This window comes from Micromonospora tarensis (assembly GCF_016803395.1).
In the GTDB taxonomy this organism is placed as follows: domain Bacteria; phylum Actinomycetota; class Actinomycetes; order Mycobacteriales; family Micromonosporaceae; genus Micromonospora; species Micromonospora tarensis.
This window is the reverse complement of the sequence record NZ_JAEVHL010000188.1, coordinates 1-12839: the sequence shown is the minus strand read 5'-3', so window position 1 is coordinate 12839 and position 12839 is coordinate 1. Positions and strand designations below refer to the sequence as shown.

The window sequence follows — 12839 nt, the reverse complement described above, 5'->3', positions numbered from 1 at the left end:
CGACCAGCGCGGCCGGCGCGGCGACCCGAACGGCCGAGCACCCGGGCCGCCAGCACCACGGCGAGCAGCACCAGGGCGGTCAACGCGGCACCCGCGAGCAGGTCGGCCGGGCGGCCGGCGAGCAGAGTGAGCTGGGCAAACGCGGACACCCACGCGACCCCGACAAAGCCCAGCGACACCGGCACGGGCCCAGCATAGGACCCACTGTCACGTCGCCCCGTCGAAATCCGGCGGCCTGCCCCGGTACGACGTACCGCCGCCACGTTTCCCGGCATCGCCACGTTGGGTAACCAACGACGGACCGACGCGGACGGACCGCGAACGGTAGGAACGGACGGTGGTGTCGATGACCGGTCAGGTGGCGGAGGCGGCCAGCGGAACGGCTGCGGCGACCGGGTTGCTCACCGTGGGTGTCGAGGAGGAGTTCCTGCTCGTCGACCCGCACACCGGGGCCGCGGTTCCGGCCGTCGACCTGGTCATGGAGCAGGTGCCAGCCGAGCTGCACGGGCAGGTGGAGCGGGAGTTCCAGACCAGTCAGATCGAGATCGGCAGCCCGCCCGGCCTGGAGCTCTCGTCGATCAGGCACTCCCTCAGCGTGCTGCGCCGGGCACTCGCCGACGCCGCCGAACGGGCCGGCGTACGCCTGCTCGCCATCGGCACCGGCCCGGTGGACGGTCCGGTGCCGCCGGTGGTGGACAAGCCCCGCTTCGACCGGATGATCGAGCGGTTCCGGCTGCTGGTGCCCGGCCCGGGCAACAACGGCATGCACGTGCACGTGGGCGTGCCCGACCCGGAGACCGGCGTGCAGGTGCTCAACCACGTCCGACCGTGGCTGCCGATGCTGCACGCGGTCACCGTCAACTCGCCGTTCGCCGGTGGCGAGGACACCGGCTACGCCAGTTGGCGCTCGGTGGAGTGGGAGCGCTGGCCGTCGGTGGCCCCGACGCCGTGGCTGGAGTCGCACGAGCACTACCAGCGGCTGATCCGCCAGTTGATCTCCAGCGGGGTGATGCTCGACGAGGGGATGCTCTACTGGTACGCCCGGCTGTCGGCGAAGTACCCGACGGTCGAGCTGCGGATCGGCGACGTCTGCCCGTCGGTGGACGACGCGGTGCTGGTCGCCGCGCTGGTCCGGGCACTGGTGGCCACCGCCATGGCGGACGTCGAGGCCGGCCGGCCGGCGCTGCGGACCGACCACCACCTGCTGGTCGGCGCGCACTGGCGGGCCGCCCACGACGGCCTGGAAGGCGACGCCGTCGACGTCACCACAGGCGAGGTGCGCCCGGCCTGGGAGCTGTTGGACCGGTTCGTGGAACGGATGCGGCCGGCGCTTGAGCAGCACGGCGACTGGGCCGAGGTGATCGACCTGCTGGGTGGGTTGCGCCGGCACGGCAGCGGCGCGGCGCGGCAGCGCGCGGTCTTCGAACGCACCGGACGACTCACCGACGTGGTGCAGGACGTCGCGCGGCAGACCCGCGGCTGATCACCGCGTGACAGGATGAACCCGTGGCGCAACGGTTGATCGTCATCGGCGGGGATGCCGCCGGCATGTCGGCGGCATCTCAGGCCCGACGTCGCCGAAACGCTGACGACCTGGAGATCATGGTCTTCGAACGGGGCCACTTCACCTCCTACTCGGCGTGCGGCATCCCGTACTGGATCAGTGGTCTGGTGCCCGGCCCGGAGGCGTTGATCGCCCGCGATCCGCAGACGTTCCGGACCGAGTACGCGATGGACGTCCGGATGCGGCACGAGGTCACCGGCATCGACCTGGAACGCCGCGAGGTGGTGGCCCGGGACCTGGACGGCGGCGGCGAGGTCCGCGAGCGCTTCGACGACCTGGTGTACGCCACCGGCGCGGTGCCGGTGCGGCCACCGTGGGCGGACACCGACGCGGACGGCGTGTTCGGCATGCAGATCCTCGACGACGGTGCGGCCCTGCGCGACTGGCTGGACGCCGATCCACGGCCACGCCGGGCGGTGGTGGTCGGCGGCGGGTACATCGGCGTCGAGATCGCCGAAGCCCTGATCCAACGCGGCCTCTCGGTGACCCTGGTCGAGGCGGCTCAACAGCCGATGGCGACAGTCGACGGCGACATGGCCGAGCTGGTCGCCGACGCGATGCGCGGCCTCGGCGTCACGATCCGCACCGGCCTGCCGGTGAGCGGCCTGGAGCAGCGGGACGGCCGGGTGTCCGCCGTGGTCACCGCCGAGGGGCCGATCCCGACCGACGTCGTGGTCCTGGGCCTCGGCGTACGCCCCAACACCGCGCTCGCCAAGCCGCCGGGCTGCCGCTGGGGCCGACCGGCGCGGTTCGGGTGGACCGCCGGATGCGGGTGCCGGAGCTGCCCGGGGTCTGGGCGGCCGGTGACTGCGTGGAGACGCTGCACCGGGTCAGCGGGTTGCCGGTGCACGTGCCGCTGGGCACCCACGCCAACAAGCAGGGCCGGGTCGCCGGGATCAACATCGGCGGCGGGTACGCCACCTTCGCGGGCGTGATCGGCACGGCGGTGACCAAGGTCTGCGACCTGGAGGTGGGTCGGACCGGGCTGCGTGAGCGGGAGGCCACCGCCGCCGGCTTCGAATTCGTTTCAGTGATCGCCGAGTCGACCAGCCGGGCCGGCTACTATCCCGGTGCCCGGCCGATGACCGTCAAGCTGATCGCCGAGCGGCCCAGCGGCCGGTTGCTCGGCGCGCAGATCGTCGGTTGGTCCGAGGCGGCCAAACGGATCGACACGCTGGCCGTGGCCCTGTGGAACGGCATGACCGTGGACGATATGACCTCGTTGGACCTGGGCTACGCTCCGCCGTACGCGCCGGTGTGGGATCCGGTGCTGATCGCCGCCCGAAAAGCGGTGGACGCGCTCGCCGCGCTCGCCCGCTGACCCGCGCCCGCCGTGGAGGACCACCCCGTGACCCAAACCCCGACCCGGCCGGCCACACGTCGGCGCCCCACGATGGTCGACGTGGCCCGGCGCGCCGACGTCAGCCTGAAGACGGTCTCCCGGGTGGTCAACGACGAACCGGTGGGGCAGGAGTTGGTCAGCCGGGTGCTGGCGGCCATCGCCGAGCTGGGCTTCCGGCGCAACGACATCGCTCGTAACCTGCGCTCGCGCCAGCTCAACGCCACCGTCGGGCTGCTCATCGAGGAGATCGCGAACCCGTTCTACGCGACCATCGCCAGCGTGGCCGCCGAGATCGCCGCCGCCCACGGCACGATGTTGATCACCGCGTCGTCGGAGGAGGACCCGGAGCGGGAACGCGCCCTGCTCCAGGACTTCACCCAGCGCCGGGTCGACGGCCTGCTGGTGGTGCCGGCCGGCCTCGACCACTCGTTCCTGCGCCGGGAGGTCGAACTGGGCATGCCTGTGGTGTTCCTGGACCGGCCGCCGCAGGGGCTACAGGCCGACGCGGTGCTGTTGGACAACCGGGGTGGCAGCCAGGCCGGGGTCGCCGCGCTGCTCGACGAGGGGCACCGCCGGGTCGGCCTGCTGCTCGGCGCGCCCAGCGTGCCCACCATGCGGGACCGGCTGGCCGGGGCGCGGGCCGCGCTGGCCGCCGCCGGGGTCGAGCCGGACCAGGCACTGCTGCGCGAGCGGCTCATCGCGCCCGAGGAGGCCGGCCGCGCGGTCGCCGCGCTGCTCGACCTCCCGGACCCGCCCACCGCCTTCTTCTGCGCCAACAACCGGCTCACCGTCGGGGCGCTCCAGGAGCTGCACCGGCGGGGCAGTGCCGCGGCGCTGGTCGGCTTCGACGACTTCGAGCTGGCCCACCTGATGCCCCGGCCGCTGACCGTCGTCGGGTACGACACCCGGGAGCTGGCGCGGGTCGCCACCGAGCGGCTGTTCAACCGCATCGCCGGCGACGACGCCCCGCCCACCACCACGGTGCTTCCCACGAGGCTGCTCCAGCGGGGCCTGTCCGCCTCCTAGCGGGTCGGTCCGGGCACGCGACCTCCGGCGTGCGTCGGGCTGGGCCCGCCGCACCGGGTGTCGAGAGCGGCATACCTCAGAGTCATATTTATACCGCTGAGGTATACGGCTCACTAACGGGTCCTTGCCGGCAGCGGTGACTGACGGTCACCGCCGCCGGCCGGCCAGACACGCTTCGTCGCGCGCCCGCCAGGTAACCGGGGTTGCCAGGCCCCGAGCAGGGCTCGGGGTTGCTAGGCCCCGAGCAGGGCGTCGACCTCGGCTCGGCGGGGTGGGTCGGCACCTGGCCGGCCGCAGGTCAACGCGGCCACCGTGGCGGCCTGCCGCAGCACCGCACCCCACTGCGGCTCGGTCACCGCGGCGAGCCGTTCGGCCGGCCGGTCACCGAGCGCGCCGAGGTCGGCCAACGCGGCCAGCAGGCCGCCGGTGAACGAGTCGCCGGCGCCGACGTGTCGACCACGACCGTGCGGACGGCTGGCTCCTCGTACAGCGAGCCGTCGGGTGCGAGCAGCCAGGCGCCGTCGCCACCCCGGGTCACCACCGCGCAGGACACGCCGGCCGCCCGCCACTCGGTCATCACCTCGGCCACCGGCCGGTCCGGGTAGAGCCAGGCCAGGTCCTCGTCGCTGGCCTTGACCAGGTGCGCGAGGGGCACCTGTCGGCGGACCCGCTCCTGCTCCGCGGCCCGGTCGGTGACGATGCTCGGCCGCAGGTTGAGGTCGACGGAGACGGTCAGCCCGTCCCGCTGGCGTTCCCGGGCGAGCAGGCCCTCCAGCGCCTCCGCACCCGGGGCCAGCGCGAGCGCGAGCGACCCGGTGTGCAGCGCGATCGCCGCCGAGTCGGCCAACTCGGGCAGCTCCTGCGGGGTCCACTGCCAGTCCGCAGCACCGGCCAGTCGGAACTCGTAGCTGGCCTGTCCGGCGGCGTTCACTGTGGCCACCGCCACCGAGGTGGGCTGGTCGGCCTTGACCGCCCAGCCCAGGTCCACCCCGTTGCCGGCCAGGTGCTCAGCTACCTGCCGGCCGTACTCGTCGGCGCCCAGCCGGGCCAGCAGCCGTACCGGCTGGTCGAGCCGGGCCAGGGTGACCGCGACGTTTGCCGGCGAACCACCGGGCACGGCCCGCTCTCCGTCGGCGGTGACCACCAGGTCGATCAGTGCCTCACCCGCGACGACGATCACGCGCTCTCCTCCCCCGGTGCGAGCGGGCCGGGGCCGCCGAGCGCGCGCGCCGAGCGGGACAGCAGCACCGCCTGGTACGCGTGGTAGACGTCCGGCCGGCCGTGCCAGACCGTGTCGGCGGGCAGGTTCCCCGGGTCCAGCTCGTGCCGCCACCCGGTCTGGTCGATGAGCGTGCGCTGGGCGTACGCCCAGAAGACCCGGTACCAGTCGGCGTAGACCGCGTCCCCGGTGCGGCGACTGAGGGTGACCGCAGCGCCGATGGCCTCGGCGAGCACCCAGTGCATCCGGGAGCGCACCACCGGCCGGTCGTCCCAGTCGATCGTGTAGACGAAACCGTCAGCGCCGTCGACGGCCCAGCCGCGGCGCACGGCGGCGGCGAACAGGGCGCGGGCGTCGGCGAGCAGCCAGCGGGGTGGGTGCGGCAGGACCGCCTCCAACTCCAGCAGCAGCCGGGCCCACTCCAGCCAGTGCCCGATGGTGGAGCCGTACGGCCGGAACGGGTCCGCCGGCTGGTCCCGGTTGTAGTCGGGCAGCGGCGTCCAGTCGGCGGTGAAGTGCTCGGGCAGCCGCCAGTCGTGCCGGGCCGCCTCGCCGTGCACCAGGTGGGTGGCGATCCGCAGGGCCCGGTCGGCCCAGCTCGCGTCCCCGGTGGCGGCGGCAGCGGCGAGGAACGCCTCGACCATGTGCATGCTGCTGTTGGCGCCGCGGTAGTCCTCGGTGACCGTCCAGTCGCGGTTCCACGACTCGCGGACCGCCCCGGCGTCGTCGTCCCAGAACCGGTCCCGGACGACGGCCAGCACGTCGGCGAGCAACCGGTCCGCGCCGGGCCGTCCGGCGCGGGCGGCGCTGGACGCGGCGAGCAGCACGAACGCGTGGTCGTAGCCGGCCTTGCGGTCGTTGACGGGCGTTCCCTGCTGGTCCACCGCGCTGAACCAACCGCCGTACCGGTCGTCGCGCAGCAGTGTGTCGAGCGCGGCGATGCCGTGGTCGACCAGGGCGGCGGCGGCTGGATCGCCGTTGCGGTGGGCGAGGGCGGCCACGTGGGTCATCCGGCAGGTGATCCAGGTGAAGACAGGTTCGCCGCGATCCGGGGTGCGGTCGTCGGTCAGCCACCAGAAGCCGCCCTCGGGGCGGACCGAGCGGCGGGCCGTGTCGAGCAGTGTCCGGGTCTGGTCGACGAGGAACTCGTCCAGACCAGGCAGATCCGGTGACCCGGCAGGAGCGGGGGTCGTTTCGGCGTTGGGTTGGGGCACGTCGGTCATCAGCTGGTCACCGTCGGGTAGGAAAGGGACATCCGGCCAGGATTGGCGGCGGACCAAGTCCGCGCCGGGACATTGTCAACGGAAAGGCACACCCGGGCTGGCCCGTCCGGTGCAATTTCTCCCGTTACGTCCGTTGACATCGTTGTCACTTCTCAACCCTGCTCCGCAGGCCGGCCGACTGTCAATTCCGGTCACGTCACACCGGATCAGGCCCCCGCGCGCTGCCCCACCCGAGGAACCCATCCGAGCGCGTCCGGGCGGCGGTCCGGCTACCTGAGCGGGCGAAGTGCTCACGCAGCGGAGGCGGCGGTCGCGGTCTGTGGCCCGGGTCAGGCGGCCTGGCAGGTGGGGCACCAGTAGAGGTTGCGGCCGGCCAGTTCGCCGCGACTGATCTCGGCGTCGCAGACGTGACAGGGTGCCCCGGGGCGGCGGTAGACGTACACCTCGCCGCCGTGCCGGTCAACCCGGGCCGGCCGGCCCATCGTCTCGGGCAGGTGCGCGTCGTGGACGGTGTCGATCCGGCCCTGCTGGACCGCGAGGCGCATCAGGCCGACCAGGTCGAGCCAGAGCGCGTCCCAGCCGGCCCGGCTCAGCCCTCGACCGGGCATCCTCGGTGGCAGTCCGGCCCGGAACAGCGCCTCGGTCACGAAGATCAGGCCGGTGCCGGCCACCACCGACTGGTCCAGCAGCAGCGCGGCGAGGGGTGTGGGGCTGCGCGAGATCCGGGCGTACGCCCGCTCCGGGTCGGCGTCGGCGCGCAGCGGGTCCGGCCCGAGGCGGTCGCGGAGCGCGGCCACCTCGGGTGGGGTGAGCAGCTCGCAGGCGGTGGGGCCGCGCAGGTCGAGCCAGTGCCGGTCGCTGGTCAGCCGCAGCCGCAACTGACCGACCGGGTCGGGCGGCGCTCCCGGCCCGTCGGTGAACTTGCCGTACAACCCGAGGTGTACGTGCACCGTCAGCTCACCCGCGTAGTGGTGCAGCAGGTGCTTGCCGTACGCCTCGGTGGTTTCCAGCACCGACCCGGAGAGCCGGGCGGCGCCCTCGGCGAAGCGGCCCTGTGGGCTGGTGGCGTGCAGCTTGTCCCCGGCGAACAGCTCGGCGTGCCGGGCCGCCAGGCGGTGGATCGTGTGTCCCTCTGGCACGGGTGCCAAGGATAGCCAGCCGCGCCGGATCAGCAGTGGTGTCGCCCCTTGACGTCACTGACGAACGTGGCCCAGGTGACCGGGGTGAAGGCCAGCGCCGGCCCGGTCGGGTCCTTGCTGTCCCGCACACCCACCACGCCGGGCAGGTTGTCGGCCACCTCTACGCAGTCACCGCCACTCCCGCCGCTGCGGGTGCTCTTGCGCCAGGTCGCACCGGCAAGGTCAGTCATGATGCTCCTCGATGATCGAAGTGATCAATTTTTCTGATTCTGCCTCACCTGACGCGAGCGCCTCCAGGTCCGACCAGACATGTTCGAAGGCGGCGACCTCGGTCGGCTTGTCCAGATAGAGAGCCCCGGTGATGTTCTCCAGGTAGACGGTGGTCGGCTCGGTGGACGCCCGGCCGAACGCCTGCGGAAAGTCCAGCAGGACGAAGGTGCCGGTCTCGCTGGCCAGCGGCGGGCCGGCGGCGAGCGGCAGCACCCGCAGGCTCACGGTCGGCAGCGCGGCCACGTCGAGCAGGTGGCGCAACTGCCGAACCATCGCCCGACGATCGGGATGGTGCGCCGCAGCACGGCTTCGCTCAGCACGACCCGCAGGGTGGGCGCGGGGGGCAGCCGGCGGACGAGGATGCCCTGCCGCTGCAACCGCACCTCCACCAGCTTCTCCCGGTCCTCAGCGCGCATGGTCGGGTTCTTCCGGCGGAACAGCTCGGTGGCGTACTCGCGGGTTTGCAGAAGCCCGGGGATCAACTCGGCGTCGTATCGGCGAATCAGCGAGGCAGACGATTCCAGGCCGACGTACAGCGAGAACCACGACGGGACCACATCGCCATACGAATGCCACCAACCCCTGGCCCGAGTCTCCTTTGCCAACCCGGCGACGATTTCCCGCATCGGGTCGGACACTCGATAGAGGGCGCACATCGCGCGGGCGTCGACCACGCGGACCGGAACCAACCCCTTCTCGATGCGCCACACCTTCTGCCGGGAGCAGTCCAGCGCTTCGGCTGCGGCGTCCATCGTCACCGAGGCATCCTCGCGGAGCTGCGTGAGCAGCCGACCGAGCTGCCGTCGAGGGACCGTGGAACCGCCTGTTTCATCCGCCATGCAACATCACCGCTCTCCTCCTGCAACGCCGATTGTTTCGCCTCGCACACATTTATCGTCCATTCATCGTGCGCTATTGCGGGGTGAGGTTATGACAGGTGGAGACATTGCGCAAGGTGGCCAGCATGGAACATGCTGTCACGCGTCAGCGAATCCCAGCAGAGTGGCGTCGGGAATGGCGTCGACAATAGCCCGCTGCCGCACCCATTCGCATTATCAGGTGGGTCGGTGCCGCTATTCCTCGGGAAGGACGCCGCCGTGCGCGTGTCGTACAACGAATATCTCCTGGTCACCGCGCTCACCCTCGCCCGCCGACACGGGCCGGTCTGGAGTTGGACGCGCTGGCGCACGGTGTGCCGGTGCGGCGCTGAGCTGCCCTGCCGGGTCCGCCACCGCATCCCGATCAACCGTGGGCACTGGCCGACATGACCGACCTCAAGCCCGGCAAGACCGGCCCGAAGCCCGGCGACATCGACCTCAGACCCGGTGACCTGCTGCTGATCGGCGAGGCGTGCTCGGTGCAGTTCGCCGGCGACCGGGCGCTGCGTCTTCGACTGGTCAGTGTCGACCCGCGCCCGACGTACCAGGGTTGGGTCTGGCTGACCGGCTACGTCCTGAACGGCAAGGGCCTGGCCGTCGACAGGCGCGAGGTGTTCGTGCAACGGGCCGGGGTGCGGGTACTACCCGCCGCGCCCGCGCGTCAGTGATCCACTCGGGTTCAAGAAAGTCGGGCCTCTCTAGCCGAGCAGAAGGCCGACTTCCTTGAAGTCGAGTCGATCAAGGGCGGAGGGTCCGGCCGGGTCGGCGGCCAGACCGGACTCGGCCGCCCGTACCCGGTATTGGTGTCAGGAAACGCGCAGCGGGGTACTTCGAGGTGGTACCGCGTGGATGCCACCCTTCCGTCGGCCACCACGCATTCATCAGGAGGTGTGTAGTGGTCAGGATTCCTTCGCTGTCCCGCCGGTCCGAGCCGGCACCGACGCGGGACGAGAACCTCGACGGCCGCGTGGACGGCCGTGACACCCCGGTCACCGACCGGGACGCCGAGCAGACGACGTACGGCAGCGGCGCCGACCAGGTAGGCGAGGCCGAGCGGCGGGCCAGCGAGCGGGCGGCAGTGGCCCGAGCCGCCACCGCACGTCCGGTGGACCCCGACTCCCGGACCAGCACCACACGTCCGGTGGACCCCGACACCCGGGCCAGCACCACACGTCCGGTGGACCCCGACACCCGGGCCAGCACCGCACAGCGGGTCGACCCCGACACCCGGCCCGGCGGCGCACGCCCGGTGGACGCCGACGCCCGAGCCGCCGCCGCGCGGCCGGTCGACACGGACACCCGGGCCGCGACGCCCACCGCCGAGCTGGACAGCGCCACCCGGCACACGGACACGACGGACCGGGTGACCACCGACCGCCCGGTCGACCCCACCCCGGACCGGACCGCGCCGGAGCCGCCGGTGACCCGTGGCCCGAAGCCACGGGCCAGCCTGCTCGCCACCCTCGGTCTGATCGTCTCGGTCGCCGGTGCGCTGTTCGTGCTGACCGGAACGCTCGCCGGGTACGGCATCGGGCTCGGCGCACTCGGCGCGGTGCTCTCGGTGCTCGGCCTGATGGCCACCCGCCGCCGGCACGTCGCCGGCAAGACCGACGCGCTCTTCGGCATGCTGATCGGGCTGGCCGCCGTGGTGATCGGGGTGCTGGCGATGACCGGTCGGTTCGACTGGCCGACCACCGACGGCGACTGGGTGCAGCGCTTCCGCGAGTGGCTTGACTCACAGTTTGTCGACCGTTTCTAGCGGGCACTGTTCCGCTCGCCGGTGGTGCACCGGCAACGCCGGCGGTTCGCCGGCAGCCCGAACTTCCCGGTGGTTCACCGGCCGGGCGACACCCTCTCAGGGGCGGCGATTCGCCGCCCCTGAGGTGTGTCCGGGGTCCGGATCTCCCACCGCCCACCGGTGGCCCGGGACACAACCCGGCCCGGCCGCGCTCCTCGCGCAACGAATCGCAGCCGCAGGCCGCCCACACGCAATGAATATTCGGTCCGCGCAACTCTTCACGGTGGATCCTGTCGCTCACCCCGCATAACGTTGAGCCACGGCGCCAGCCCGTGGGCCACGGTGGCCGGCGCGCCCGACCCCTGGGAGCAGGACAATGACGATGGACGCCACCAGCCAGCGCCTGTTGATGTGCCGGCCGACGTACTTCGCCGTCGACTACGCGATCAACCCCTGGATGGACCCGAGCGCGCCGGTCGACGCCGCGCTCGCCGTCCGGCAGTGGGAGCAGCTGCGCCAGACGTACCTGGACCTGGGCCACACCGTCGAGGAGATCACTCCGGTGCCCGGCCTGCCCGACATGGTCTTTGCCGCCAACGGCGGCACGGTGATCGACGGCAAGGCGATGGCCGTGCAGTTCCGGGACCCGCAGCGCGCCGACGAGGCACCGGCGTTCCGGGCCTGGTTCGAGGCCGCCGGCTTCGAGATGTACGACCCGAAGCACGTCAACGAGGGTGAGGGTGACGTCCTGCTGGCCGGCGACCACCTGCTGGCCGGCACCGGCTTCCGCACCGCGCACGCCTCGCACGCCCAGTTGCAGGAGGTCTTCGGCTACCCGGTGATCACCATGCAGCTCGTCGACCCGCGCTTCTACCACCTGGACACCGCGCTGACCGTGCTCGACGAGCGGACCGTGGCGTACCTGCCCGAGGCGTTCTCCCCCGGCAGCCAGGCCGTGCTGCGCCGGCTCTTCCCCGACGCGGTGCACGCCACCATGGCCGACGCCGAGGTGCTGGGGCTCAACGCGGTCAGCGACGGGCGGCACGTGGTGCTGCCCGCGCAGGCCACCGACCTGGCCGGCAAGCTGCGCGACCGGGGCTACGAGACCATCGGTGTCGACCTGTCCGAGCTGCGTAAGGCCGGCGGCGGACCGAAGTGCTGCACGCTACGACTCCGTCAGGGAAAGGCAAGCAAGTGATCGTGGATGACATCCTGCGGACGCCGGGAGCGGTCCGGGACGCCGAGCGCTGGACTGCGCACAACTACCACCCGTTGCCGGTGGTGATCTCGTCCGCCGAGGGGGCCTGGCTCACCGACGTGGACGGCCGGCGCTACCTGGACTGTCTGGCCGGCTACTCCGCCCTCAACTTCGGCCATCGGCACCCGCAGCTGATCGCCGCCGCGCACGCCCAGCTGGACCGGCTGACGCTGACCAGCCGGGCGTTCATCCACGACCAGTTCGCCGACTTCTGCCGGGAGCTGGCCGAGCTGTGCGGCAAGGACCTGGTGCTGCCGATGAACACCGGGGCAGAGGCGGTGGAGACCGGGATCAAGGTGGCCCGCAAGTGGGGCTACCAGGTCAAGGGCGTGCCCGCCGGGCAGGCCAACATCGTGGTCGCCGAGGGCAACTTCCACGGCCGGACCACCACCATCGTGAGCTTCTCCACCGACGAGGACGCCCGCGCCGACTTCGGGCCGTACACCCCCGGGTTCACCGTCGTTCCGTACGGCGACCTGGCGGCGTTGACCGCCGCGATCGACGAGAACACCGTGGCCGTGCTGCTGGAGCCAATCCAGGGCGAGCAGGGCGTGGTGGTGCCACCGGAGGGCTACCTGCCCGGCGTACGCCAGGTCTGCACCGACCGGAACGTGCTCTTCATCGCCGACGAGATCCAGTCCGGTCTGGGGCGTACCGGCGCGACCTTCGCCTGTGACCACGAGGGCGTCGTGCCCGACATGTACCTGCTCGGCAAGGCCCTCGGCGGCGGCATCGTGCCGGTCTCCGCGGTGGCCGCGAACGCCGACGTGCTCGGCGTGCTCAAGCCCGGTCAGCACGGCTCCACCTTCGGCGGCAACCCGCTGGCCTGCGCGGTGGCCATCGAGGTGGTCCGGCTGCTGGCCACCGGCGAGTTCCAGCGCCGCTCGGCCGAGCTGGGTGAGCGGCTGCGGGCCGGCCTGGAAGGTCTGGTCGGCAGGGGCCTGGTCGAGGTGCGCGTGCGCGGCCTGTGGGCCGGTCTGGACATCGACCCGGCGCTGATGAGCGGACGGGAGGCGTGTGAGCGGCTGGCCGCCCGCGGCGTGCTGGCCAAGGACACCCACGGCTCCACCATCCGGCTAGCCCCGCCGCTGGTGATCACCGAGGAGGAGATCGACCTGGCGGTGACCGCACTCGCCGAGGTCCTGACCGCCTAACCCACACCCCGGCCCAACCCCGCCCACC

The 12839-nt window shown here is 72.2% G+C and carries 13 protein-coding genes and 2 pseudogenes; 9 read left to right on the top strand and 6 right to left on the bottom strand.

Annotated features, from left to right (window positions below; genetic code table 11):
• The first annotated feature begins 346 nt into the window (after nucleotides 1-346).
• The 4 genes and pseudogenes from JM949_RS26640 (at nucleotide 347) to JM949_RS26630 (ending at nucleotide 3932) form a co-directional block, all read left to right on the top strand.
• Nucleotides 347-1483 carry a carboxylate-amine ligase gene (locus JM949_RS26640; protein ID WP_203150997.1) on the top strand — a complete coding sequence of 379 codons (1137 nt, stop codon included), beginning with the start codon at nucleotides 347-349 and terminating at the stop codon, nucleotides 1481-1483.
• 65 nt (nucleotides 1484-1548) lie between these two features.
• A pseudogene (locus JM949_RS39955) lies at nucleotides 1549-2339 on the top strand (NAD(P)/FAD-dependent oxidoreductase); the annotation flags it as partial.
• Between the two features lie 69 nt (nucleotides 2340-2408).
• Nucleotides 2409-2885 (top strand): NAD(P)/FAD-dependent oxidoreductase, encoded by a 477-nt coding sequence (locus JM949_RS39950; RefSeq protein WP_407664830.1) that lies wholly within the window; start codon nucleotides 2409-2411, stop codon nucleotides 2883-2885.
• A gap of 27 nt (nucleotides 2886-2912) precedes the next feature.
• Nucleotides 2913-3932: a LacI family DNA-binding transcriptional regulator gene (locus JM949_RS26630; RefSeq protein WP_407664829.1), complete on the top strand. Its 1020-nt coding sequence runs from the start codon at nucleotides 2913-2915 to the stop codon at nucleotides 3930-3932.
• A 233-nt stretch (nucleotides 3933-4165) separates the two neighbouring features.
• On the opposite strand, the pseudogene JM949_RS26625 reads toward JM949_RS26630, so the two are convergent.
• The 6 genes and pseudogenes from JM949_RS26625 to JM949_RS39940 all read right to left on the bottom strand — a co-directional run bounded on the left by JM949_RS26625 (nucleotide 4166) and on the right by JM949_RS39940 (nucleotide 8622).
• Nucleotides 4166-5112 (bottom strand): annotated as a pseudogene (locus JM949_RS26625) (carbohydrate kinase family protein).
• Nucleotides 5109-6374, bottom strand: a complete 1266-nt coding sequence (locus JM949_RS26620) for an AGE family epimerase/isomerase (protein ID WP_203150996.1) — start codon at nucleotides 6372-6374, stop codon at nucleotides 5109-5111. The pseudogene JM949_RS26625 and the gene JM949_RS26620 overlap by 4 nt, the downstream one beginning before the upstream one ends.
• Before the next feature lie 329 nt (nucleotides 6375-6703).
• Nucleotides 6704-7513 (bottom strand): Fpg/Nei family DNA glycosylase, encoded by an 810-nt coding sequence (locus tag JM949_RS26615; protein WP_203150995.1) that lies wholly within the window; start codon nucleotides 7511-7513, stop codon nucleotides 6704-6706.
• A gap of 29 nt (nucleotides 7514-7542) precedes the next feature.
• Nucleotides 7543-7743, bottom strand: coding sequence for a DUF397 domain-containing protein (locus tag JM949_RS26610; RefSeq protein ID WP_203150994.1), 201 nt, complete (start codon nucleotides 7741-7743; stop codon nucleotides 7543-7545).
• On the bottom strand, nucleotides 7736-8026 hold the full coding sequence (locus tag JM949_RS39945) for a Scr1 family TA system antitoxin-like transcriptional regulator (RefSeq protein WP_407664828.1): 291 nt from the start codon (nucleotides 8024-8026) through the stop codon (nucleotides 7736-7738). Before JM949_RS39945 ends, JM949_RS26610 begins: the two co-directional genes overlap by 8 nt.
• Nucleotides 8005-8622, bottom strand: a complete 618-nt coding sequence (locus tag JM949_RS39940; protein WP_407664827.1) for a Scr1 family TA system antitoxin-like transcriptional regulator — start codon at nucleotides 8620-8622, stop codon at nucleotides 8005-8007. Before JM949_RS39940 ends, JM949_RS39945 begins: the two co-directional genes overlap by 22 nt.
• Before the next feature lie 228 nt (nucleotides 8623-8850).
• Between JM949_RS39940 and JM949_RS26600 the strand changes: the two genes are divergently transcribed.
• The 5 genes from JM949_RS26600 to rocD all read left to right on the top strand — a co-directional run bounded on the left by JM949_RS26600 (nucleotide 8851) and on the right by rocD (nucleotide 12811).
• Nucleotides 8851-9051, top strand: a complete 201-nt coding sequence (locus JM949_RS26600; protein ID WP_203150993.1) for a hypothetical protein — start codon at nucleotides 8851-8853, stop codon at nucleotides 9049-9051.
• The gene (locus JM949_RS26595) at nucleotides 9048-9329 is read left to right on the top strand and encodes a hypothetical protein (protein WP_203150992.1); all 282 of its coding nucleotides are present in this window, start codon (nucleotides 9048-9050) and stop codon (nucleotides 9327-9329) included. Before JM949_RS26600 ends, JM949_RS26595 begins: the two co-directional genes overlap by 4 nt.
• A gap of 227 nt (nucleotides 9330-9556) precedes the next feature.
• A complete protein-coding gene (locus JM949_RS26590) occupies nucleotides 9557-10420 on the top strand; it encodes a DMT family transporter (RefSeq protein WP_309232341.1) in 864 nt (287 codons plus the stop codon).
• 361 nt (nucleotides 10421-10781) lie between these two features.
• Nucleotides 10782-11597: a dimethylargininase gene (gene ddaH / locus JM949_RS26585; protein WP_203151000.1), complete on the top strand. Its 816-nt coding sequence runs from the start codon at nucleotides 10782-10784 to the stop codon at nucleotides 11595-11597.
• Complete coding sequence (rocD, locus tag JM949_RS26580; RefSeq protein ID WP_203150999.1) at nucleotides 11597-12811, top strand: ornithine--oxo-acid transaminase; 1215 nt, start codon at nucleotides 11597-11599, stop codon at nucleotides 12809-12811. The genes ddaH and rocD overlap by 1 nt, the downstream gene beginning before the upstream one ends.
• Nucleotides 12812-12839: the final 28 nt, after the last annotated feature.

Excerpts from the sequence above, each read along its gene's own strand:
- ddaH (WP_203151000.1), top strand. The coding sequence starts at position 10,782 with ATGGACGCCACCAGCCAGCGCCTGTTGATGTGCCGGCCGACGTACTTC.
- JM949_RS26595 (WP_203150992.1), top strand. The coding sequence starts at position 9,048 with ATGACCGACCTCAAGCCCGGCAAGACCGGCCCGAAGCCCGGCGACATC.
- JM949_RS39940 (WP_407664827.1), bottom strand. The coding sequence starts at position 8,622 with ATGGCGGATGAAACAGGCGGTTCCACGGTCCCTCGACGGCAGCTCGGT.
- JM949_RS26620 (WP_203150996.1), bottom strand. The coding sequence starts at position 6,374 with ATGACCGACGTGCCCCAACCCAACGCCGAAACGACCCCCGCTCCTGCC.
- JM949_RS26610 (WP_203150994.1), bottom strand. The coding sequence starts at position 7,743 with ATGACTGACCTTGCCGGTGCGACCTGGCGCAAGAGCACCCGCAGCGGC.
- JM949_RS26640 (WP_203150997.1), top strand. The coding sequence starts at position 347 with ATGACCGGTCAGGTGGCGGAGGCGGCCAGCGGAACGGCTGCGGCGACC.